Origin of the sequence: Tenacibaculum aiptasiae (assembly GCF_965221665.1) — a bacterium.
GTDB lineage: Bacteria > Bacteroidota > Bacteroidia > Flavobacteriales > Flavobacteriaceae > Polaribacter > Polaribacter aiptasiae.
The window spans coordinates 1,433,648-1,457,532 of the sequence record NZ_CBDCSN010000003.1; the positions used below are offsets into that span (position 1 = coordinate 1,433,648).

Below are 23,885 nucleotides of genomic sequence, written 5' to 3' on the forward strand. Positions count from 1 at the left end.
AAAAGTTAAGAATATTATTTCTGAAATAATTTATTAACTTCATTTAATGTTAAAAATTTAGAAACAGTCATTACATCTGGATCTCTACTAACATATTGTTGAATCTGCATTCTCATTTCACCATCATCTCCTCTTTCATACTTAAAGAAAATTACATCTCCATTAGCTTTTATTTGAAATTTATTTCTAGGCATTTCTTCAAAACCTCTCAACATAATTTGATGTAATTTTTCTACATCATTATCCGTATTATTAAATGAAAAGAATACATATTCATTTATTGGATTATTAATGTTTTTATAAAATAAATTATACGATTCATTATCTCCTACTTTTTCTAAGTATACAAATTCTACTTGCCCAACAATATCAACTTTTGTTGATTCAACAAATTCAATTTGGGAATACGATATTACAGAAAAAAATAAGGTTGCTAAAAAAAATAGTTTTTTCATAAAGTTTAAGGGTTTAAAGTTCGATCTAAATATATTTGATTATAATTAAATAAAAGAACGTTTTAATAAATAAAAAATTATACCTCTCTTTTTTAAAGATCCTTTTACAATAAAATGGAGTCTCAACATTTCATCTTATCTACCTCATTTTTACAGAATAAAACAGTACTTTAGACCTATCAATCTTTTTAAATTTTATGAAATATTTTTTTTCTATTGTAAGCTTTATAACTTTTCTTTCATGCAATAAACCTAACTCCAATATATTAGAAACAGGAAATTATAGAGCTATTTTAAAAGTTCAGGACAAACAAAAACTTCCTTTTATTTTTAAAGTAAAAGAAAATAATTTAATCGAAATATATAATGCAGATGAAGTTATAGAAGTAGATGAAATTACTTACAAAAACGATTCAGTTTATATTCAAACCCCAGTTTTTGAAGGTTATATTACAGCAAAAATTCACCCTAATAAAAAACTAAATGGGTACTTTATAAAACCTAGTTTAAACAGAATTGTTCCTTTCTCTACTGAAGCTAGTGATAAAAGATTTGATTCAAAAAACAAACCTAATTACAATATAACAGGAAAATGGGAAACCATTTTTAGTCCAAATAATAAAAACGATAAATACATTGCCAAAGGAATATTTACACAAGAGAAAAATAAAGTAAAAGGTACTTTTAGAACTACAACTGGTGATTATCGTTATCTAGAAGGTGTTATAGATGGTGACTCTTTAAAACTTTCCACATTTGATGGAGCACATGCTTTTTTATTCACTGCTAAAGTTAACGACTCAAGCATGGTTGGTAATTTTTACTCAGGAAATCACTGGAAAGAACCTTTTATAGCCAAACTAAATAACAATTATGAATTACCTGATGAAAATTCTTTAACAAGTTTAAAAGATGGTTATAAAAACTTCAACTTTTCTTTCCCTAATGAAAATGGAGAATTAATTTCATACTCAGACAAGCAATTTCAAAACAAAGTTGTAATTGTGCAAATCATGGGTACATGGTGCCCTAACTGTTTAGATGAAAGTAAATATTATGTTGAATATTTAAAGAAGAATAAAAACACAAATCTAAAATTTGTAGCATTAGCTTTTGAAACTGATAAGACTCAAGAAAAAGCTTTTGAAAAAATTAAACGTCTAAAAAAACGATTGAACATTACATATCCAATACTATTAGCACAATATGGAGGTTCGGACAAAAAAGAAGCTGCAAATAAACTACCAATGTTAAATCATATTCTCTCATACCCTACCACAATATTTATAGATAAAAAAGGAATGGTTCGAAAAATACATACAGGGTTTAATGGTCCTGCAACAGGAAAAAAATATATCGATTTTAAAAATGAGTTTAAACACTTTGTAAATACTTTATTAAAAGAATAACATCTTGTAATTTTTAGATTATTTTTTAATGATCCCTCACTAATACTATCAAAGTTTAAAATCATTACTTTTACCCTATGAAATGGATTTTTTATTTAATATTATGTTTATCGCTTGCTACACAAGCACAAGATTTACCTAAAGGTTTTACATACCTAAAAAACATAGCTCCTTCTATAAAAAAAGAGCTTAGATATTGTTCTAGTAATAATTTTATAGGAAAACCGATAGATGGATATGAAAAAGATGTAATTATTACCACAACGCAAACAGCTAATGCTTTGAAAAAAGTTCAGGATGAATTACAGAAAAAAGGATTGAGTCTTAAAATTTTCGATGCTTATCGTCCACAAACTGCTGTAAATCATTTTGTAAAATGGGCACGAGTAATTAATGATACTTTGATGAAACAACAATACTATCCTAGCATAAATAAAAGACACTTATTCAAATTAGGATATATCGCTTCTAAATCTGGACATTCAAGAGGTAGTACTGTAGATTTAACCATAGTCAACACAAAAACAAATGAAGAATTAGACATGGGTAGTCCATATGATTTCTTTGGGATTTCTTCACATATTACTTATTCAAAACTAACAAAGAAGCAAAAAGAGAATCGACAGTTATTACAAAGATTAATGAAAAAAAACGGTTTTAGACCTTATACTAATGAATGGTGGCATTTTACATTACGTGGAGAGCCTTTTCCTAAAACTTATTTTAAATTCCCAGTAAAGTAGTAATTTTTAACGCTTTATTTAGACAAACAAAAAATATCGGCATTATATTTGCTTAGATTTACGTTATATGAAAAAAGCTATACATTTTATATTCATTCTTGGTCTAATTACCATACATACTAATAGTTTTGCTCAATTAGATAACTCTTCTGGTGGTGAAAAAAAAGGAGTTTCTTCCTTTGGGTTTAAAGTTGCACCAGCCAAAGAAGTTAAAAAACCTAAATCTTTAGATTTCAAAAACAACAACGGTTTTAAAACTGCACATACAAAACAACAAAAAGAATTAAAAAAGAAACAAGCTGAAAGGGATTTTGAAAATAAAGGAATCTTAACAAAAGCTAAAATTGCTGAAGAACAATATTTAAAAGCCTTCCAAAAAATAAATGGAATGTATCAGTACCCAGTTATTGATCAAGACTTAGGAAGTTTTAGCACAAAATCTAAAAGTGTTAATATTATATGTAGAGATTTTCAATATCCAGATGGGGATAAAGTAACTATTTTTATTAATGGGATTCCTGTGGTTAGTAACATTGTACTAAAACAACGTTACCAATCATTTAATCTTCCTTTAGATGAAGGTATAAATACTATAGAAATTTTGGCTATTAATCAAGGAACCTCAGGTCCTAACACTGCTGGTTTTAAAATTTTTAATGATGCAGGAATGTTAATTTCTGCTAATCAATGGAACTTAGCCACAGGTGCAAAAGCATCAATAATAATTGCAAAAGAAAAAGAATAACTTCAAGCTATTTTAACGCTACGAAAACCTTACAGCAACTTTTAATAAGAACTTTTTTTAAATTACCAAAAACTACTTACTTTTGTAGTTACGTTTTATAAGAAGTAAAACAAACAAACGTTAAATAAACAACTAATATATAATGAATAAAATCACCAAAGAAACCTATATCAATTGGTATAGAGACATGCTATTTTGGAGAAAGTTTGAAGATAAACTAGCAGCTGTTTACATTCAACAAAAAGTAAGAGGTTTTTTACACTTATATAACGGTCAAGAGGCTGTTTTAGCAGGTTCATTACATGCAATGGACTTAACTAAAGATAAAATGATTACTGCATACCGTAATCACGTACAGCCAATAGGTATGGGTGAAGATCCTAAACGAGTTATGGCCGAGTTATATGGTAAAGCTACAGGAACATCTCATGGTATGGGAGGTTCAATGCACATTTTTTCAAAAGAATTTCGTTTTTATGGTGGTCACGGTATTGTTGGTGGTCAAATTCCATTAGGGGCTGGAATCGCTTTTGGAGACAAATACAAAGGTAATGATGCTGTAACACTTTGTTATTTTGGTGATGGAGCAGCTCGTCAAGGTTCATTACACGAAACATTCAATATGGCAATGAACTGGAAGTTACCGGTTATATTTATTGTTGAAAACAATGGGTATGCAATGGGAACTTCTGTAGAAAGAACTGCAAATCATACTGATATTTGGAAATTAGGTTTAGGTTATGAAATGCCTTGTGGACCTGTTGACGGAATGAATCCTATTAAAGTTGCTGAAGCTGTAGACGAAGCTATCCAAAGAGCTCGTCGTGGTGAAGGACCAACTTTCTTAGAAATGAAAACATACCGTTATAGAGGACACTCTATGTCTGATGCTCAACACTATCGTACTAAAGACGAAGTTGAAGAGTACAAGAAAATAGACCCTATTACACAAGTATTAGACATTATAAAAGAAAATAATTATGCTTCAGATGAAGAAATCGAAGCTATAAATAAAGAGGTAAAAGATTTAGTTAAAGAATGTGAGCAATTTGCTGAAGATTCTCCATATCCAGAATTAAACCAATTACACGATATGGTATACGAACAAGAAGATTACCCATTTATAAAATCTAAGTAAAAGACCTATGGCTACAATTATAAATATGCCTCGCTTAAGCGATACGATGGAAGAAGGAGTTGTTGCTTCTTGGTTAAAAAATGTAGGTGATAAAGTTGAGGAAGGTGATATTTTAGCAGAAATCGAAACGGATAAAGCTACTATGGAATTCGAATCTTTCCATGAAGGTACTTTATTACATATTGGAGTACAAGAAGGCGAAACTTCTCCTGTTGATACTTTACTTGCTATTATTGGTGAAGAAGGTGAAGATATTTCTGCTTTATTAAATGGAGGTTCAGCTCCAACTGAAACAAAAGAAGAAGCTCCAAAAGCAACTACTGAAACTAAAACTGAAAGTACTGCAGTAGCTATTCCTGAAGGAGTACAAGTAATAACAATGCCTCGTTTAAGTGATACTATGACTGAAGGTACTGTTGCTTCTTGGTTAAAGAATGTAGGAGATACAATTGAGGAAGGAGACATTTTAGCAGAAATCGAAACGGATAAAGCTACTATGGAATTTGAATCTTTCCACGAAGGAACTTTATTACACATTGGTGTAAACGAGGGAGAAAGCGCACCAGTTGATAGCTTATTAGCTATTATTGGAGCTACCGGAACTGACGTTTCTTCTCTATTAGAAGCTCATAAATCTGGTGCTTTAACAAGTGCAGATGCAGCTGCTCCTAGTAAAGAGGAAGCTCCTAAAGTTGAAGAAAAAGCTTCTGAAGCTCCTAAAACAACTGCCGAAGTAACAAACACTAATACAAGTGGAGGAAGAATCTTTGCTTCTCCTTTAGCTAAAAAGATAGCAAAAGATAAAGGTTACAATTTAGCCGATATTAAAGGTTCTGGAGAAAACGGACGTATCGTTAAGAAAGATGTTGAAAACTTTACTCCTGTTGCCAAAGTTGAAGCTACTGCAACTACTAGCACTCCTTCTACTCCAGCTGCAGTAACTAATTTTGCTATTGCTGGTGAAGAGAGCACTTCTGAAGTTAAGAATTCTCAAATGCGTAAAGCAATTGCAAAAGCTTTAGGTAACTCTAAGTTCTCTGCTCCTCACTTCTACTTAAACATTGAAGTAGATATGGATAATGCTATTGCTTCAAGAAAAATCATCAACCAAATGCCTGATACAAAAGTATCATTCAATGATATGGTTGTAAAAGCTTGTGCTATGGCATTACGTAGACACCCACAAGTTAACACAATTTGGAAAGATGATGTTACTGTATACAACCAACACATTAACATAGGTGTTGCTGTAGCGGTTCCTGACGGATTAGTAGTTCCTGTTTTAAGACATACAGATCACATGAATATAAACGAAATTGATATTCAAGTTCGTGATTTAGCTGGAAAAGCTCGTAACAAGAAATTAACTCCAGATGAAATGCAAGGAAGTACTTTTACAGTTTCTAACTTAGGAATGTTTGGTATTGAAAGTTTTACTTCTATTATTAACCAACCTAATTCAGCAATTTTATCTGTTGGAGCTATTGTTGAAAAACCTGTAGTTAAAAATGGTCAAATTGTGGTTGGTAACACAATGAAGTTAACTTTAGCTTGTGATCATAGAACTGTTGATGGTGCTGTAGGAGCTCAATTCTTACAAACATTAAAAACATATTTAGAAAACCCTGTTACCATGTTAGCGTAACGTTTTTCAGATATCATAATTAAAAAACTCGGGATGTAAAATTCCGAGTTTTTTATTTTTATATGTAATGTATCATTTTTTTTTCGACGAACTGAGGGTTAAACAACCCATCAAAAAAAATTAAATGAAACATTTACGAATCTTACTAGTACTATCAATAATAATACTACAAAGTTGTGTTCAAAATGATATTATAGACGATAGAGTTGATGAAAAACTAGCATTTAGCACGTCTATTCAAGAACTTACCATTAAAGGCACTTTTCAATACAATACCAAATACACAGATAATGTTGGAGAAGTACAAACCCCTAGCATTACTTGGACAACTTCAAACCCTGATATTATATCAGTCTCTAACTCAGGTTTAATTACTGCTTTAAAAATTGGTACTTCAACAATTACAGCTTCTGTAACAACTTCTGAAGGTAAAGTAGTTACTAATGAAAATGAAATTACTGTTGTTAAAGCCCAACCTAAAATAGAGATTGATAATTTATTACAGAATTTAACCATAAATACAACACATCAATACACAACAACCTATACAAACGATTTAGGTGAAAACGAAACGCATCCAGTAACTTGGTCAAGTTCTAATTCAGCCATTTTATCAGTTTCAAGTAGTGGTTTAATTACTGCTGTAGCTTTAGGTGATGCAACCATTACTGCTACAGTTACTATAAATGGGAATGCTATTTCTACAGAAGATGTATTAACCGTAGTTGGTGTAGCAGAAAGGTTAACAATTAACAACCCTGTTACTGAATTAGATGCTGACACTAATCAAACACACCAATATACTACTACATATACTGATCAAACTGGTCAAGTACAAACTCCACAAATAACTTGGTCAAGTTCAGATTCAAACATAGCTAGTGTTTCTTCTACTGGTTTAGTTACTGCTAATTCTATTGGAACTGTTACTATCACTGCTAGTGTAATTGTAAACGGAAATACAACAACAGATCAAAGTAGTATAACTATCAAAGGAAGTGCTCCAAAAGAAAAATCTGGAACAATTAAAACTACTAGTAGTTATGCTTTATCAGGAACTTTTACATTAAAAGAAATTCCTGGAACCAACGATTTAGAGTTAAGTATTAATGCTGATTATAATGCTTCAACATCATTACCAGGTTTATATTTATACATGACAAATAACCCTAGTAATATAGGAAATGCTAAACAAATTCAAAAAGTCGCAGTATTTAGTGGAGCTCACAACTATATAATTAAAGACACTGGAATAGATGACTTTAACCACTTATTATACTGGTGTAAACCTTTTAGTGTAAAAGTCGGTGATGCAGAAATTAAATAATTTAGAATACATAGAAATGAAAAAATATATCATATTATTAGGCTTAATAATTACTTGCTCAAATTCTTTATTTGCACAATGGTCTAAAGGAAAAGGAAAAGGTTATTATAAATTATCTGCATGGTATTTAAAATCTGATCAGCATTATACAAATACTGGTGCCATTGATCCAAACGTAACAAGAACACAATTTAATACTAGTGTTTATGCAGAGTATGGACTTACAAATAAAATAGACCTTATTGCTTATGTGCCTTTCTTTTCAAGAGCTGCGCAAAACAATCAGGTTTCTGGAACAAACAACAATATAATTCAAAATGGAGAGTCTTTTAATTCTTTTGGTGATGTAGACTTTGGTGCTAGATATGCTTTTTACAAAAAAGGAAAATGGGCTGCAGATGTAAAGTTACTTTTAGGATTACCAACTGGTGATGATTCTGGTGGTAGTGATGGAAGTTACCAAACAGGAGATGGAGAATTCAATCAATATTTATCTACTTCATTAGGTTATTCTACAGCATTCAATGGTTTACCTTTCTATGCAAAAACGCATATTGGATACAACAACAGATCTAAAGGTTTTTCTGACGAATTTAGAGGAGGTTTAGAAGCTGGTCTTAACTTATTCAATAGAAAATTTTGGATTATAACTCGTTTAAACCTTGTAAAATCTTTCAAAAATGGAACGTTAAATGCTGCTAATAGTAATGGAAGTATTTTTGCTAATAATGTTGAGTATACAAGCTTTGGTTTTGAAGGAGCTTACTATATAACAAATAAGCTAGGAGTTTCTGCTGGTTTTGACTCGGCATTTTCAGGAAGAATTATTGCTGCAAATCCATCATTTACTGCAGGAATTTTCTTAGATATAAAATAAGAACATTCTTAAGTTATCATAAAAAAGCTCGCTAATAGCGAGCTTTTTTATTCTGGATACTTACGATAAGTAAATGATTTATGTACTATTTTCCATTCACCTTTTATTTTTAAAAGCATCATATAATCTGTATATATTCGTTTCCATTTAGGCATTAAAATTTCAACCTTAGCCATTGCCGCATCATTTTCATAATCTACAGAAATAATACGTCCTATTCTATTTTTCTTTTTTCCTTCTTTTATATTATTTACATAATTCTTTCCTTTCCATGTTACTAAAGTATCGTTTTTGATATGATATAAATTTAAATTTTCATCAAAAGCTTTACGAACTCTTTCTGGTGTTCCGTTTGCAGTTCCTTCAATATAATTTAACAAGGTTGTATTTATCTTTTCTATTTCAGTTTGTCCTATAACAGTTTGAATAGCCAAAATTATTATTAATAAGGTTGCTGTTTTTTTCATAATTATAAATATTTCTTCAAACTTCTAAAAACCAAAGACAAACAACTAATTTTTGCTCTTTGAAGTTCTTCAATATTATAATTCTGAATAAATAATTAGCCTTTAAATTGCTTTCTATACTTAGCTGGTGTGCTTCCTGTTACTTTTTTGAAAGCAGCATAAAATGTAGTGTTTGAAGAAAATCCTACTTCATAACCTATAGCTTCTAAAGTAAAACTATCATTCATTTTTAATATTTTCTTTGCCTCTTCTACTCTAAACTCATTTATATATTGATTAAATGACTTTTGTAGATTATTATTTAAAAATTGTGATAATTGATGTGGAGTAACATTGATCTCTTTAGCTAAATCTTTTAGTTTTATTGTATGATCTCTAAACAAAGACCTTTCTTTAAATACTTCAAACAACTTTGTTTTTATTAGAATAGCTTCTTCATCTGATATCAAACTAAATTTATACTTTTCCTCTTCTTCAAAAAATATAGTTGCTTTTTTTCTTCTCATAAACCAAATAACTAAAGACAAATAGAAAATAAATGAAAACGATAAAGCTCCAACTATATATGAAGTATAGTTTACCGTTTTATAAGCCAACCAAACAATTCCTATACCTATAACCAAATTAACTAACCAAAACTCTTTATCTGTTAGCTTTTCATTTTTAGAAAACAACTTTTTTAAACTACCTTTTATTAAATACCCAGATATTAAAATGTAAACAAACCACTGTGTATATAACAAGTAACCAAACGACATAAATCCTAACCCCCATAATTTTCCTTTATTCTTTTTGTATGGATAAAAATAAAACCAAACAACCATTATAACTACAGCTGGAATAACATGCCATAACCAAGTATATGATTTTTTAGCTATTGTAGTTCTTATAGTTTCCTTGATATAGAGATATAAAAAAGGGCCTATCAAAGCGCAAGCTATTAAACCAAACTCTATAAAAAATTCAAAAATATTCCGATTTATAAATAAAAAAGCTGACTTTGTTATTCGAATACTTAAAGCCAAAATTAAAGCTGATAAAAAATAAGTAGAACGATTTCTATTTTTTATAAAAAAGGCAAAATATGTGCTTAATAAAATACCGTTTAAACCGCCTATTGCACTTAATAAAAATAATAGCTGATTAGTCAAAGTCTTATATTTAATTACAATCAAAAATAATAAAAAACGCTCGGGATTACCGAGCGTTTTTCAATTATGCAATTTATATATCTAAAAATCAAACCTATAATTCATTTTAAAAGCAATTCCCCAGTTTTTCCTATGAAAGTTTTTATTAAGATTATCACTTACAACCAAATACACATATGATAATGGCTTATACTCCCATTGAAGTCTACTGTTTATATTAAAATTATCTTGTTGTGTATTGTATTGCACATAGGTTGTCCAGTTTAAACGTGTATTAAAAAATATTTCTCCTGTAAACCTTGTTAAATGAAAAGTTTCCTTTCCTAGTTCTTTTAAATCGATAGAATTAACATCATAGGACGCTTCAATATTTGCAAAAGGCAATAACTGATAATTTAAATAAACACCTCCTGCAATTCTATCTCCCGAATAATAATTTCCTTTCTGAACATTAAATCTATATCGTAATTTTTGATTATTGGCTGAATTGTATCCTAATTTTAATAAGCCAAAACGATAGGTATCGGGTTGTAATGCATTTCCATTTCGTAAGGGATCAAAGCTATACTTTAAATCAATAACATCATAATTAAACACATAATATAAAGCTGACAAATCTTTAAAAAATACTGCCGAATTAAAAAAATGTGATGTTTGATTCAACTTTCCATTTTGATCAAAATACGTTTGATTATCGTAATTCATATAGCGAATTCTATTCAACTTTTCAGACTCATCATAAAACTTCACATATTGAATTCCTGCTGAGACTTGCTTATAGCCTTCTCTAAACACCTCATCATTTATAGCATCATAATTATACAATCTTGGCGTAAAACCAACATCTGTTATATAGTTCTTTTGAACATTTCTAAGAGATGCATTCCATGAAAGTCCTCGTTTATTAAACCAAACCCCTAGATTATAGAAATTATTATCACCAGAAATACCATCATTAAAACTCTTCCCATAATTAGCCAATCCTATCCATTTATTATTATCCGATTTATAATTCAAATTAACACCAGCAACTCTGTTATAATCGTTTTTAAAACTGAAACCATTTGTTTCTTGTCTATTTATTAAAAAGCCTGTTGTTGTAAAGTTTTTAGATAGTTGTTGCTCTGCTACAAATGCCCAATAATTTTGTGAAGGATTATCTAACTCTTTCTCAGTTTGAACATTTAACACCCCTATTCTTGTTTTAGAAGAAACATTTCCTGATAATTTTAAACCAAAATCAATATTACTACTCGCTCCTATTTTTCTTGAGTAAAAAGGATTTATACCTTTAACTCCTAGATTGGAAAATAAATCAGCATTCTCTAAAAAGAAATTTCTACGCTCTGGAAAAAACACTGAAAAACGTGTAAGATTAGTTACCTGTTGATCAACATCAATCTGAGAAAAATCTGGATTTAAGGTCACATCTAATTTTAATGATGAAGTTACATTATACTGTACATCTAAACTCGGAGTAAAATCTGTTTTATCACTATTATTCTCTACATCTTTTTGATAGTTAACCGTAACAGATGGAACAACAGCAAACCTTGAAACTGTTTTATCAGGTAAGTTTTCTACTGTAAAAGGTCTGGTAAAACGTAAATCAAAAGTTGGATAGTTTCTAGACAAGTCGGTCATTATTGTCCACGAATTATTTTTAATATCTCGAACATACATTTGAATTCCAAAAACAGCATTGTCTTTATTATAGTTTAATGATTTTAATGGAATTGCTATTTCATAAATTTTGTGGTTTCCTTTTTGAGATGTCTTTACTTCCCAAATAGTACTCCAGCTAAAATTCAATCCATATCCTTGATTTCTTTTTTCTACCAAAGCATCTACTTGTGTACCATAAGCATTACTTGCAAACAAGTATCCGCTTTGCTGTTGATTTTGAGTATCAAAAACAATAATAAAAGCATCGCTTAATGCAATAGATACATCTCTTTTCAAAGAACTAACTTGAACTTTAGGTGTTGAGTCCTTATAAATAGCATTTATAAATAATTTCTTTCCATTATGAAACAACTTTACATAAGTTTGATTTTCAGCTAAACCAATATCTGTAGGTGCTAGATTATGAAAATTGGTTACCTCAGGTAGTCTTTTCCAAACAGCTTCATTTGGTTTACCGTCTAACTCTATATCTGTATTAATAAACGGTATGGTAGATTTTGATACTTGACCTAATACTACAACTGAATACATTGAAATTAATAAAACAAAAACTTTATTCATTTTAATTAGCTTTTACTTCACTAACCTTTGTAGCTGTTTTACTTATAATCTTCCAGTTTCCTTTTATTTTTTTCAGTAAGAATAAATCTATGTATACCCATTTTCTTTTAGATCCAGCAATTTCAACTTTAGCTATTGCAATATCTTTTGTAATTTCAACTTTTAATATCTTTCCTACTCTTCCATTAAATTTTCCAGCTTCTCCATTCTTAAAGAAATTAGCATATTCTTCAGGTGTATATCTTTTAAATCCTTGTCTTCCGGTTAAATATAATGTAGCATTTGAGGCAAAAGCACTTTTTATTAATTCGAGCTTATTATAAGAACTTCCAATAATATAATTTTGAAGTGTTTTTTCTATTTCTATTGGGTCATTTTGTGCACTAGCTATTTGACAAAAAGCAAATGTTAGAAATAATAATACGTGTTTCATTTTTAAGATTTTTAGTTTTACCCAAACTTCTTAAAAGCATCTAAAAACGAAATGATTAATTATAATTCAGTTGTCCTAGATTATAATTCTGGAGAATTTTATACTACAAAAACTGTTTTTGATATTGCGCAGGTGTCAATCCGACTTGCTTTTTAAACGTAGCATAAAAGTTTGATTTTGAAGAAAATCCTGCTTCAAACCCTACAGTTTCTAATGTTAAATTGGTATTTTCTTTTAAAATATTCTTTGCTTCATCAATTCTATAAGTATTTAAAAAGGCAGCAAAGCTTTTTCCTATATTATCATTCAGTAATTGTGATAATTTGTGAGGTGTAATCTGTAATTCTTTCGCAATATCTAGCAGTTTAACATTGCTATTTTTATACAATTCTTTTTGTTTCATTAAAGCATCTAACTTTTCAATTAGCAATGAAGCTTCATTTTCCTTAATTTTTTTAGCAGCGTATTTTTCTGGAATATCTTGAAAAATAGTTTCTCTGTTCTTCTTCGATAAAAAGAAAATTAACAATACATAAAACACTACCGAAAAAGTAATGGTTCCTACTAAATACAGAAAGAAATACCCTACAATATAGGCTATAAAAATTAAAGCATTTGCTAAAACAACTCCTATTAACCAAAGTTCTGCTGTAGTACATTTGCTTGCCTTAGAAAATATTTTCTTTACAATATTTTTTAAAAGATAAGAAGAAGCTAAAATGTACGCCCCCCAAACTCCATAAATTACCCAAATAAAGTTTCCCCAAAATTCATCATTTCCTATATAGGGTTTTACTATTCCTACAATTGTTACAAATAAAAAAAGAATACTAAAATGAATAATCCATGATTTAGGAAGCGTCTTTCTATTTTCTACAGATGATTTTATATAGTAAAATAACGTTACTCCTATTAAAAAACAAGCTGACAAACCTACTTGCATAATCAATAAATCTATTTGATCCTGTGGTGCAAAAATTCGATAAACAGACTTTCCTATTCGCAAACTTAAAAACAAGACTAATAACCCAAACCAAAAATTTTGTATTCTTTTTTGTCTATTAAAAAACAGGAAGTAAATACTCACTAAAAAACCGTTAAACACACCTAGTGAGCACAGAAAAAATATGATTGGGTTACTAAAATTCATTACAATTTTATAAAGTCTAAACTTCGACTAAAATATAAAATAATGAATTATAATCTTTTTAAAGTTCGTTAAATACTTTTTTTGCTTGTACTATATGACGCTCATTATGATGAATTACAAATCGAAAAGTATCTCCTAATCGCAACTTTAATAAAGGCAAAGTTATACTTGTTTTTGTTTTGGTTAAGTTTTTGTTAGCTGCTACTTTTAACAATTCTAAAAGCTCTTTTTGAAACGTTATAAAGCGCTGCAATACTTCTTCTTTATTTAATTTAGAATATATCGGGTTTTTACTTTTAAAAGTGTTCATTGTTTTCATTCCTTTCTTAGGCAACATATCTATAGCAAACTTATTCCCTAAATATCCTGATGTAAATGTATTTGATGCGGGATACTTTGAACTTCTCATTCTTTTTGCTATTTCTGAATTATAAAATGCTGCGTATAGATTTAAATGTTCCAAGCATTCTAAAACTGACCAAGACTTCTCATTTTTTTTAGATTGAAGTTTTGCTTCTGACTCCTTTTGTAAGGCTTCTGCATATTCAATATGTGCTGTTACATATTGTTCTAATTCTGTGAGTAAATCTGCTACTTTAAAAACCATTCTCTATTTTTATTTCAAAATTGAGACTTTTAACTATTATAATTCTTGATCCTAATCAAGAGTTTTTAATATTCTCGATAATGTTTCTGGTGTCATTCTTAAATAAGACGCTATATACTTTTGTGGTATTTCTTGAAATACTTGTGGACTTCTTTTAAATACTCGTTCAAATCGTTTTTGTGGTGAATAGGTTATCAAGTCTATTTCTCTTTCTATTTGCTGGTACACAAAACTCTCCAACAGTTTTTTCCAAATTTCCTCATACTCTTTCGCAGAGTTAATAAAACGCATATATCGTTCTTTAGAAATTACTTTCAATTCGCATTTCTTTAAGGCTTGAATAAAAAAAGAGGTCGGCTGTTCAGTTAAAAAACAATCCAAAGCGGTTATTATTGAATTTCTATACCCAAACCTTATAGTATGTTCTTCAACCTCATCATCAATAAAAACACGTAAACTTCCTTCTTTTACAAAATATAAATTAGTATTCGTATCTCCTTGATTTACCAAGAATTCGTTTCGCTTAAGCGTAATTTCTTTTTCCCATTCTCCTTCTAATGCTGCTAACAATTTTTCTAACGGATTCATGTAAACAAATTCAATTGATTGGTTTGATGTTTATCAAATTTAGTAAAATCTAACGGAGGAAAGTGACTTTCTTTTAAATACAGTTTTCTAGCTAGCTTAAACTGCATTGTTATTTGTTCTGCTATTTTCCCTTCTCCTCTCATTCTGGTTGCAAATCTTGAATCATTTAAGGCTCCGTTATGACAGTCTTCTATTTGATGTAGAATTTTGTTTGCTCTATCTGGATATGCTTTTTGTACCCAATTGGTAAATATCTCTCCAATAGCACCATTTAAACGCACTACTGTATAACCTACCGACTTTGCTCCTAATTCACTAACCTTTTTTACTAAAGGTATAATTTCATGACTATTTATTGACGGTATAATGGGTGCCATCATTACATTTACTGGAATTCCATTCTTAGCCAACTCTTTTACTGTTTCTAATCTCTTTTTTATGGTTGCTGTTCTTGGTTCTACCGCTCTTCTTGTTTCTTCCGATAAAGAGGTTATTGAAACACTCACTCTTAACAAATTCATGGAAGCCATTTCTTTTAAAATGTCTAAATCACGAAGTATTAATGAGTTTTTAGTAATTATACTTACTGGATGCTTTAGCTTTAGCAACACTTCTAACATCGCTCGTGTAATTTTTAACTTTTTTTCTATAGGTTGATAACAATCCGTATTTCCCGACAACATAATATTTTGTGCTTCCCAACTCCTACTTCGTAGCTTTTTTTCTAGTAATTCTGCCGCATTGGCTTTGTATAAAATTTTTCTTTCAAAATCCAATCCTGCTGAATATCCCCAATACTCATGACTATTTCTTGCATAGCAATAAATACATCCGTGTTCACATCCTTGATATGGATTCATTGAATATGTAAATCCTATATCGGGGCTCGTTACTTTGTTTAAAATAGTTTTGGGATAAATTTCTAAGTACGACGTTTTATTATTGTCAGCCTTTTCGTTTTCTACTTCACAATAATTTAAAAAGTCGTCTAGTACCTCATGTTGATGCTGTAAAAATTTATTATGGGTATTATGCTGCGCACCACGTCCTTTAATGTAGTCCTCCATTTTTAGTCTCAATAAAATTATATAAAAAGTGTCTTTAGAATGATTTTATCGAGAACACGTTAGAAAACTTCTCGACAACTAATTCCGATAGAAAAACAGAATCACTCGAAGTGACTTCATAAAATTACAGGAAAAAGAAACTAATTTATGTTAAAAAGAATAAATTTTATGAACAAAATCTTATTTATTCTTGAGATATAGTTTTCTTCCAGCATAAATGAAATATGAAAAAATTAAAACAAAAAATAGAATACTATTGGAAAAGCCTTCTCCCTTAAATAAGACAAAACAAAAAAACATTATTAAAAATATGCCAGAAATCATCATACCTAATCCCCAATATCTAGAATTTCTTTTTTGCCACTCTTTTTCTTTCTTAACATCTCTCTTCCCTTTCTTTGTTAAACTTTTTTTCAGTTTCCCATAATTTAAATAGCTTGTTGAATAAAGCTTTACCTTAGTATCTTTTGTATATAAAGTTAACTCTTCCCATTCAATATATTCAGCATCATATTTGTACTTTGCATTCCGCTTTTTTATTGCTGTATATATTAAAACATCTTTGAAATAAATCTTCCTCTTTACATATCCTAACAATGAATAAACCTTAAAATATTCATTAGCAATAACAATTTCATTATAACTTAAAATAGTATAAGTTCAAATTAAAGAAAAAAACGAAAAAAGAATATAAATTATCGTTTCTCTTCTTCCTTCTAAAAAATAGAAATAAGACGAAAGACAGCAAAAAAAGAAAGAGATGAATATTACTAGGTAAAAACTAGAATACTTCATCTCTGATCTTAAAATTATTTTTTCTTCGGTCATTAAACTCTTCTCATTTTATCAAGCAACCAAAAATCTGCTAATACTAAAGCAGTTAAAGCTTCAACAATAGGGACAGCTCTTGGAACTACACAAGGATCGTGACGTCCTTTTCCATGTATTTCAGTTGCTTCTCCTTCTGAGTTTATCGTTTCTTGATTTTGCATAATGGTAGCTACAGGTTTAAATGCTACTCTAAAATACACATCCATTCCATTAGATATTCCTCCTTGCACTCCACCTGAAAGATTTGTCCTCGTTGTTCCGTCTTCATTAAAAATATCATTATGCTCTGAACCTTGCATTTTTGCTCCACAAAAACCACTTCCAAATTCAAAACCTTTTACTGCATTGATAGACAACATGGCTTTTCCTAATTCTGCATGTAACTTATGAAAGATAGGCTCTCCTAAACCAACTGGCATATTTTGAGCTACACAAGTAATTGTACCACCTATGGTATCACCTGCTTTTCTTATTTGATTGATTTTTTCAATCATTTGTTCTGCTGATGCTTCATCTGGACAACGTACTATATTGCTTTCTGTTTTTGAAAAATCTAAATCTTGATAAGGCTTTACCATAAAAATATCACCTACTGAAGATGTAAAGGCATTGATATTAATGTGCTTTATTAATTGTTTAGCCAAAGCTCCCGCAACAACCCAGTTGGCTGTTTCACGAGCAGAAGTACGTCCTCCTCCTCTATGATCTCTTATACCATATTTCTTATCATAGGTATAATCGGCATGAGATGGACGATACACATTAGTATTATGATTATAGTCCTTACTTTTCTGATTGGTGTTCTTAATTACAAAACCAATAGAGGCACCAGTTGTTTTACCTTCAAATATTCCTGATAAAAACTCTACAGTATCTGGTTCTTTACGCTGTGTTACAATTTTTGACTGCCCCGGTTTACGTCGGTCTAATTCATATTGAACAGCCTCTAAATCTACTTCCATACCTGCAGGAAAACCATCAATAACTCCTCCTATTGCAGTACCATGTGATTCACCAAATGTGGTTACTTTTAAAATATTTCCAAATGAATTAAACATGTTTTCTTTATTTTAAGACGAAAGTAAATTATTTACCCTGAATAATTGCAATGAAAAAACCATTATTATTCAAATAATATGACTGTAAAAAAGATTTTTGAGGACTTGTTTTTTCTTTTTCAACCTAATAAAAACTCAATTTTAAAAAAAAGTAAAAAAATTCACAGCACCAAACTTACTGATAGTAAAAAACTTACGGTTACACATTCAAAAAACGCTTAATTTTCATTAAAAAATCCGTCTATTTCTTTTTCAAAACTAAAAAAAGATACTATATTTGCACCCGCAATCAAGGAAATATCTTGAGTGCTAGTCAGGAGAAATGGCAGAGTGGTCGAATGCGGCGGTCTTGAAAACCGTTGTCTGTAACAGGACCGGGGGTTCGAATCCCTCTTTCTCCGCAAAACCGAAGCAATAGCTTCGGTTTTTTTTAGGGGATTAAAGAAAAAGCTTACAACGTAAGCTTTTTTCTATTTATACAGGTTTCTTCTTTTTAATACTCCCTTCTATTCAAGTTAGAATACACATAAAATATTTCCCAATAAAAAAAGTTTTATAATAAAAGAAAAAAAGTTGTAGTTCATTTAGATAAAATATACTATATTTGCACCCGCAATCAGGAAATACTTGGTAGCAGGTCTGGAGAAATGGCAGAGTGGTCGAATGCGGCGGTCTTGAAAACCGTTGTCTGTAACAGGACCGGGGGTTCGAATCCCTCTTTCTCCGCAAAACCGAAGTAACTGCTTCGGTTTTATTATTTTTAGGGGAATTAAAATAAAAGCTTACAGATTGTAAGCTTTTATTTTTTTATAATGTTTTCTACACATTATATTTTCCTTAGTAATAAAGGGATATTGATTTATTTCTTGCAACTTTATATAAGGAAAACCTAGAAACCTTTTTCTAAAATAATCGAATCACTTTGACTTACTTTTTGACGCCAGGCTTTTATAGCTTGATAGTCTGGATCATTATAAAAAGCTTCTGCTGCTACCTTGGTTGGAAATTCTACAATTACAACACGCCCTTCTGGAACTGTTCCTTCAATAGTCAATGGATTTTCATCCACTGCTACCGTTACTCCTCCATGACGTTGCACAATAGGCACTGCGTTTTCTATATACTCTTTATTAAAAGTTTCTAAATCGTTTACACGTACAAATGCTAACATGTATGCTTTCATAATATTTATTTTAATGATTAATACTGTCACAAATGTATTTTGTCAACAACTGGTGTGCATTAATAAATATTAAGAATTCAAATTATCGTGAAGCTCGTATTTTGTCTCCTTTAGCTTTACTTAGCGCTTCTGGAGTAATCCCTAAATAAGAAGCAATCATTCTTTGAGGTACTCTTTGGGTTAAATTAGGGTATGTTTCTATAAAATGTTCGTAACGTTGTAAACCAGAATAACTCATTAGCATAATTATTCTTCTTTGAAGTACCAACATTCTTTTAGCTATGGCTGGAGCATTTGGAGAAATTTGACTAAAATCTTTTTCTCTTACTTGAATTACTGAATCTTCAAGAGCTTCAATAAAAAAATCACTAGGTTGTCCTTTTTCAATAGCATCTGCTATAATCCATCCTTCTGGAGCAAACATAAAAATATGTTCTTTCCCTTTTTCATCTATAGTATAACTTCTTAAAAGTCCTGACACAACTTCATAAACCATAGTTTCAAGATCTCCTTTGTATTGTAAAATCTCTCCTTTTTTAACTTCTATAGTTTTCATTCTTTCACTTTAATAATTTAAACATTTAATGAAGGTAACTTAAACTTTATTTAAATATACATAAACTAGCTAACTCTTAAATAAGAAACTATTATAAATGAGAAAAGAAGTATTCTTTTAGATACTCCTTTTCCTTAAAGTGATACTAAAAATTAACAATGAAAACTTAAACTTTTAATTATCATTATTAAAAATACTTCTAGAAATCAATCTTTTAATAGAATTTAGATGAAGTTAATTTATGTTTCGATAAAGAACAGATTTTTACACATGAAATAATCTCATTATTACTATTTTTAGCCTCTAATTAAAAAAATGCTATTCTTTTAAAATGATTTTCTTTCTATTTTTTATACTCATTATTGCTTTCATCCTTATTAGAAATACTGGAAAAACTAAATCAGTAACAAATAAGTGGAAGCAACCTGCTTCTGCTTTCCCTAAAAAATGGTCAATTATTTTAACTCAAAAAGTAACTTTTTATAATGCCCTAACATCCGAAGAGAAAGAATTGTTCGAATTCAAAGTCCATGAATTTATTTTAAACTGTAAAATTATTGGTGTAGATACCACGGTTACTATTACCGACAAACTTCTTATAGGCGCTAGTGCTGTGATTCCTATTTTTAATTTCCCTAATTGGAAATACCCAAACATTTCTGAAGTTATCTTATACCCAGATATGTTTAATCAGCATTTTGAAACTGAGGGCGACAACCGTAGAATTTTAGGTATGGTAGGAAATGGCTACATGGAAGGCAAAATGATATTGTCTAAACCTGCCTTGCACTTAGGTTTTACCAATGAATCTGATAAAAAGAATACTGCCATTCATGAGTTTGTGCATTTAATAGACAAACTAGATGGAAATATTGATGGTGTACCTCATGTATTATTAGAAAAACAATATACCATTCCTTGGATTGATTTAATTAACAAAAAAATTGACGAAATTTACAATGAAGATTCAGACATAAATCCATACGGTGGAACCAATAAAGCTGAATTTTTTTCTGTTGCTAGTGAGTATTTTTTTGAAAGACCTAAACTATTAGCCAGAAAACATCCGGAGTTATATGCTTTGCTTGAAAAAATATTTAAACAAGACATGGACGATATGAATCTTCACTTTAAACGTATTGATATTTCTAGAAATGATCCTTGTTTATGTGACAGCGGTCTTAAATACAAAAAATGTTGTGGTACTAACTAAACTCTCTTTAACTAAAACTTTTATTTACAGCTCACTACTCTTGAGTTTGTTATATAGTTGTAATTCCAAAAAAGATTCACAACCTTTTAAAAGTTCTAGAACTGTACTTCTTTCTAAACTAGACAGTAATTTAAGCGAAGAACAATGGGATAGTGTAAGTGCCACTTCTCCTAAAGTGATTCAACATAAAAAAGTAAAACGAAATTCGAAATACAAAACATTAGGTTGGCATCTTTATTCTAACGGCACAGTTTATAAGAATTATAATTTCGACTTACTCTGGGCACTTTCTTATTTTTCTTATAAGGTAAATCCCACAACAGGAGCTCCTAAAAATATAGGTAACTGGAAAACCACTGCTATTATAGACAGCGCTAAAGCTCACAATTGCAAAGTATTTTTATCGGTCTCTAATTTTGGAAGTAGTAATAACGCTACATTTTTAAGTAATACCAAAGCTCAAGAAAAATTAATTGACAATCTAGTAACACTTTTAGATTACAGAAAAGCGGATGGTATTAATATTGACTTTGAAGGTATTGCTAAAAAAGACAAACAGCTTTTTTCCTCTTTTGTGAATCGTATTTCTAAAAAACTAAAAAAAGCCAATCCTAATTATCTAATCACCTTGTGTCTTTATGCTAATGACTGGCACTATATTTTTGATATTAAAAAAATAAACGCTTCTGTTGATTTTTATACGCTAATGGGATACGACTATTACGGAAACTTTAGTTCCAAATCAGGCCCGATTAGTCCACTAAAAAATAGCTCCGAATTTGGAAACGGGTTAAAACATTCCATTAAATATTACCTAAAAAAAGGAGTACCTCCTTCTAAACTTATTGTCGGACTCCCCTATTATGGTGCTGAATGGTATACAAAATCAGAAAATGTACCTTCTAAAGTAATTAAATACAAATCGAGTCCAACCTACAGTACTATTAAAAGAATTTATATCGACTCTTTAAAAATCCCTGTACAATTTAACAAAGAAAGCGCTAGTACTTACCTCAGTTTTAAAGAACACAATGCCTACCGACAATTATGGTTTGAAAACCCTAAGTCTTTAGCTTTAAAATACGATTGGATTAAAGAGCAGCAACTAGCTGGTGTTGGTATTTGGACTTTAGGTTATGACAACGGTTATCTTGAATTATGGGACCTTTTAGCTGAAAAATTCTCTGAATAATTTCTAATAAATTTTCTTTTCTATAAGTCTATCTCTTTTAAAGCTTTGATATTATTTCGTTCTAAGAAAGCATCTATTGTTTCAAAATGCTCTATTACTCGTTTATCTTTAAACTCAAATACTTTTTGAGACAATCCTTGTAAAAAATCACGGTCGTGAGACACCAATATCAAAGTTCCGTCGAAATGCAACAATGCTTCCTTAATCACATCTTTAGAGCGTAAATCTAAGTGGTTTGTTGGCTCATCTAATATCAGTACGTTTACTGGTTCTAATAATAACTTCACCATTGCTAAACGTGTTTTTTCTCCTCCCGACAATACTTTCACTTTCTTATCAATATCATCGCCTGAGAACATAAATCGCCCTAAAATATTTTTAATTTGAGTTCGTACATCACCTTCCGCTACCTCATCTACCGTTTGAAAGATAGTTAATTCTGGATCTAATAAAGATGCTTGATTTTGTGCAAAGTACCCCACTTTAGCATTGTGACCTAATCCAGCTTCTCCTTCAAAATCTATTTCTCCCATGATAGCTTTTATCATAGTCGATTTCCCTTCTCCGTTTCTTCCTACAAACGAAACTTTTTCTCCTCTAGCTATAGAAAAACTTGCATCTTTAAATACGGTTAAATCTCCATATTCTTTAGTTAAGCCTTCTACTTTTACAGGATAATCTCCAGAACGTGGTGATGGTGGAAAGCGTAATTTTAATGAAGATGTATCTACCTCATCAATTTCTACAATGTCTAACTTTTCTAACATACGTTCTCTAGAAGCTACTTGATTTGTTTTTGAGTAAGTTCCTTTAAAACGCTCAATAAATGCTTTGGTATCTGCAATAAACTTTTGTTGCTCTTGATATGCTTTTAATTGATGTGCTCTTCGCTCCTTTCGTAGCTCTAAATAATGAGAATAATTCGCTTTGTAATCGTGAATAGTTCCCATAGTTACCTCAATAGTTCTATTGGTAATATTATCAATAAATGCTTTATCGTGCGATATAACAACTACAGCTTTAGCTTTGTTTAATAAAAAGTTTTCTAACCAAATTACCGATTCTATATCTACGTGGTTTGTAGGCTCATCTAATAGAATTAAGTCAGGTTTTTGCAATAAGATTTTTGCTAACTCAATACGCATACGCCAACCCCCACTAAACTCTGAAGTTAAACGATTAAAATCTTCTTGTTTAAACCCTAATCCTTTTAAAGCTTTTTCTACTTCAGCTTCGTAATTTATTTCTTCTAAAGCATAATATGTTTCTCCTAAGTCCGATACACGTTCTATAATTTTCATGTATTCTTCAGACTCATAATCGGTACGAGTTTCTAATTGTTTATTTAAAGATTCCATCTCTGCTTTCATGGCAAATATTCCTTCAAAAGCCTTAGACGCTTCCTCTTTTACCGTACAATTATCTTCCATTAATAAATGCTGTGGTAAATAAGCTATTACGGTATCTTTTGGAGTTCTAACACCTCCTTTAGTTGCTTTTGAAACTCCAGCAATAATCTTCATCATGGTAGACTTCCCTGCTCCATTTTTACCCATTAAGGCTATTTTATCATTCTCATTGATAACAAAAGAAACATCTTTAAATAATGTTCTCCCGCTAAATTCTACTGTTAATTGATCTACCGTAATCATAATGCTAAATTTTGAATCGCGAAATTAGCAAAATCTATGTACATCGTATTAAATTTTTCACAATTGATGTATCTTCTATTTTCTTATATTTGAAAGAAAATTGCGCAGCGTTTATTCTTATACTTTTAATTTTTACATGTTTTTAGTTTTT

General features: G+C 30.2%; 23 protein-coding genes and 2 tRNA genes. 11 read left to right on the forward strand and 14 right to left on the reverse strand.

Features of this window, described 5'->3' with window-relative positions:
* Positions 1-14: 14 nt before the first annotated feature.
* Positions 15-455: a hypothetical protein gene (locus ACOQN8_RS17935; RefSeq protein WP_420553744.1), complete on the reverse strand. Its 441-nt coding sequence runs from the start codon at positions 453-455 to the stop codon at positions 15-17.
* Positions 456-652: 197 nt separating this feature from the next.
* Here ACOQN8_RS17935 and ACOQN8_RS17940 point away from each other — a divergent pair, with 197 nt between their 5' ends.
* The 7 genes from ACOQN8_RS17940 (at position 653) to ACOQN8_RS17970 (ending at position 8,339) form a co-directional block, all read left to right on the forward strand.
* Complete coding sequence (locus tag ACOQN8_RS17940) at positions 653-1,864, forward strand: peroxiredoxin family protein (RefSeq protein ID WP_420553745.1); 1,212 nt, start codon at positions 653-655, stop codon at positions 1,862-1,864.
* 77 nt (positions 1,865-1,941) lie between these two features.
* On the forward strand, positions 1,942-2,607 hold the full coding sequence (locus ACOQN8_RS17945; protein ID WP_420553746.1) for a M15 family metallopeptidase: 666 nt from the start codon (positions 1,942-1,944) through the stop codon (positions 2,605-2,607).
* 67 nt (positions 2,608-2,674) lie between these two features.
* Positions 2,675-3,352, forward strand: a complete 678-nt coding sequence (locus ACOQN8_RS17950; RefSeq protein ID WP_420553747.1) for a hypothetical protein — start codon at positions 2,675-2,677, stop codon at positions 3,350-3,352.
* A gap of 142 nt (positions 3,353-3,494) precedes the next feature.
* Positions 3,495-4,490, forward strand: a complete 996-nt coding sequence (gene pdhA / locus ACOQN8_RS17955; protein ID WP_150901470.1) for a pyruvate dehydrogenase (acetyl-transferring) E1 component subunit alpha — start codon at positions 3,495-3,497, stop codon at positions 4,488-4,490.
* 7 nt (positions 4,491-4,497) lie between these two features.
* The gene (locus ACOQN8_RS17960) at positions 4,498-6,135 is read left to right on the forward strand and encodes a pyruvate dehydrogenase complex dihydrolipoamide acetyltransferase (protein WP_420553748.1); all 1,638 of its coding nucleotides are present in this window, start codon (positions 4,498-4,500) and stop codon (positions 6,133-6,135) included.
* Between the two features lie 124 nt (positions 6,136-6,259).
* Positions 6,260-7,462 carry an Ig-like domain-containing protein gene (locus ACOQN8_RS17965; RefSeq protein WP_420553749.1) on the forward strand — a complete coding sequence of 401 codons (1,203 nt, stop codon included), beginning with the start codon at positions 6,260-6,262 and terminating at the stop codon, positions 7,460-7,462.
* A gap of 16 nt (positions 7,463-7,478) precedes the next feature.
* The gene (locus ACOQN8_RS17970; RefSeq protein ID WP_420553750.1) at positions 7,479-8,339 is read left to right on the forward strand and encodes a hypothetical protein; all 861 of its coding nucleotides are present in this window, start codon (positions 7,479-7,481) and stop codon (positions 8,337-8,339) included.
* Between the two features lie 47 nt (positions 8,340-8,386).
* Here ACOQN8_RS17970 and ACOQN8_RS17975 read toward each other — a convergent pair whose 3' ends face one another.
* From ACOQN8_RS17975 to aroC, 10 genes are all read right to left on the reverse strand, one after another.
* A complete protein-coding gene (locus tag ACOQN8_RS17975; RefSeq protein ID WP_420553751.1) occupies positions 8,387-8,806 on the reverse strand; it encodes a nuclear transport factor 2 family protein in 420 nt (139 codons plus the stop codon).
* 95 nt (positions 8,807-8,901) lie between these two features.
* Positions 8,902-9,957, reverse strand: a complete 1,056-nt coding sequence (locus ACOQN8_RS17980) for a helix-turn-helix domain-containing protein (RefSeq protein WP_420553752.1) — start codon at positions 9,955-9,957, stop codon at positions 8,902-8,904.
* A gap of 81 nt (positions 9,958-10,038) precedes the next feature.
* Positions 10,039-12,204: a DUF5916 domain-containing protein gene (locus tag ACOQN8_RS17985; RefSeq protein ID WP_420553753.1), complete on the reverse strand. Its 2,166-nt coding sequence runs from the start codon at positions 12,202-12,204 to the stop codon at positions 10,039-10,041.
* A gap of 1 nt (position 12,205) precedes the next feature.
* Positions 12,206-12,637: a nuclear transport factor 2 family protein gene (locus ACOQN8_RS17990; RefSeq protein WP_420553754.1), complete on the reverse strand. Its 432-nt coding sequence runs from the start codon at positions 12,635-12,637 to the stop codon at positions 12,206-12,208.
* Positions 12,638-12,740: 103 nt separating this feature from the next.
* Positions 12,741-13,724 (reverse strand): AraC family transcriptional regulator, encoded by a 984-nt coding sequence (locus ACOQN8_RS17995; RefSeq protein WP_420553755.1) that lies wholly within the window; start codon positions 13,722-13,724, stop codon positions 12,741-12,743.
* Positions 13,725-13,845: 121 nt separating this feature from the next.
* A complete protein-coding gene (locus ACOQN8_RS18000; RefSeq protein WP_420553756.1) occupies positions 13,846-14,394 on the reverse strand; it encodes a DinB family protein in 549 nt (182 codons plus the stop codon).
* 51 nt (positions 14,395-14,445) lie between these two features.
* Positions 14,446-14,982: a Crp/Fnr family transcriptional regulator gene (locus ACOQN8_RS18005; RefSeq protein ID WP_150901479.1), complete on the reverse strand. Its 537-nt coding sequence runs from the start codon at positions 14,980-14,982 to the stop codon at positions 14,446-14,448.
* Positions 14,979-16,049: a PA0069 family radical SAM protein gene (locus ACOQN8_RS18010; RefSeq protein ID WP_420553757.1), complete on the reverse strand. Its 1,071-nt coding sequence runs from the start codon at positions 16,047-16,049 to the stop codon at positions 14,979-14,981. The genes ACOQN8_RS18005 and ACOQN8_RS18010 overlap by 4 nt, the downstream gene beginning before the upstream one ends.
* Before the next feature lie 180 nt (positions 16,050-16,229).
* Positions 16,230-16,646 carry a hypothetical protein gene (locus ACOQN8_RS18015; protein WP_420553758.1) on the reverse strand — a complete coding sequence of 139 codons (417 nt, stop codon included), beginning with the start codon at positions 16,644-16,646 and terminating at the stop codon, positions 16,230-16,232.
* 230 nt (positions 16,647-16,876) lie between these two features.
* Positions 16,877-17,938 carry a chorismate synthase gene (gene aroC, locus ACOQN8_RS18020; RefSeq protein WP_235275937.1) on the reverse strand — a complete coding sequence of 354 codons (1,062 nt, stop codon included), beginning with the start codon at positions 17,936-17,938 and terminating at the stop codon, positions 16,877-16,879.
* Positions 17,939-18,254: 316 nt separating this feature from the next.
* Here aroC and ACOQN8_RS18025 point away from each other — a divergent pair.
* Positions 18,255-18,339: transfer RNA gene (locus ACOQN8_RS18025), tRNA-Ser, on the forward strand.
* 240 nt (positions 18,340-18,579) lie between these two features.
* Positions 18,580-18,664, forward strand: a tRNA-Ser gene (locus tag ACOQN8_RS18030).
* A 163-nt stretch (positions 18,665-18,827) separates the two neighbouring features.
* On the opposite strand, the gene ACOQN8_RS18035 is transcribed toward ACOQN8_RS18030, so the two are convergent.
* Both ACOQN8_RS18035 and ACOQN8_RS18040 read right to left on the reverse strand, forming a co-directional pair.
* Complete coding sequence (locus ACOQN8_RS18035; RefSeq protein WP_150901505.1) at positions 18,828-19,121, reverse strand: DUF1330 domain-containing protein; 294 nt, start codon at positions 19,119-19,121, stop codon at positions 18,828-18,830.
* An 82-nt stretch (positions 19,122-19,203) separates the two neighbouring features.
* Positions 19,204-19,677, reverse strand: a complete 474-nt coding sequence (locus ACOQN8_RS18040; RefSeq protein ID WP_420553759.1) for a Crp/Fnr family transcriptional regulator — start codon at positions 19,675-19,677, stop codon at positions 19,204-19,206.
* A 331-nt stretch (positions 19,678-20,008) separates the two neighbouring features.
* Here ACOQN8_RS18040 and ACOQN8_RS18045 point away from each other — a divergent pair, with 331 nt between their 5' ends.
* Positions 20,009-20,890 carry a zinc-dependent peptidase gene (locus ACOQN8_RS18045; RefSeq protein ID WP_272151450.1) on the forward strand — a complete coding sequence of 294 codons (882 nt, stop codon included), beginning with the start codon at positions 20,009-20,011 and terminating at the stop codon, positions 20,888-20,890.
* 40 nt (positions 20,891-20,930) lie between these two features.
* Entirely contained in the window at positions 20,931-22,082 is a 1,152-nt protein-coding gene (locus tag ACOQN8_RS18050) for a glycosyl hydrolase family 18 protein (RefSeq protein WP_420553760.1), read from the forward strand.
* Positions 22,083-22,102: 20 nt separating this feature from the next.
* Here the strand turns inward: ACOQN8_RS18050 and ACOQN8_RS18055 are convergent, their stop codons facing one another.
* Complete coding sequence (locus ACOQN8_RS18055; protein ID WP_150901509.1) at positions 22,103-23,734, reverse strand: ABC-F family ATP-binding cassette domain-containing protein; 1,632 nt, start codon at positions 23,732-23,734, stop codon at positions 22,103-22,105.
* Positions 23,735-23,885 lie beyond the last annotated feature (151 nt).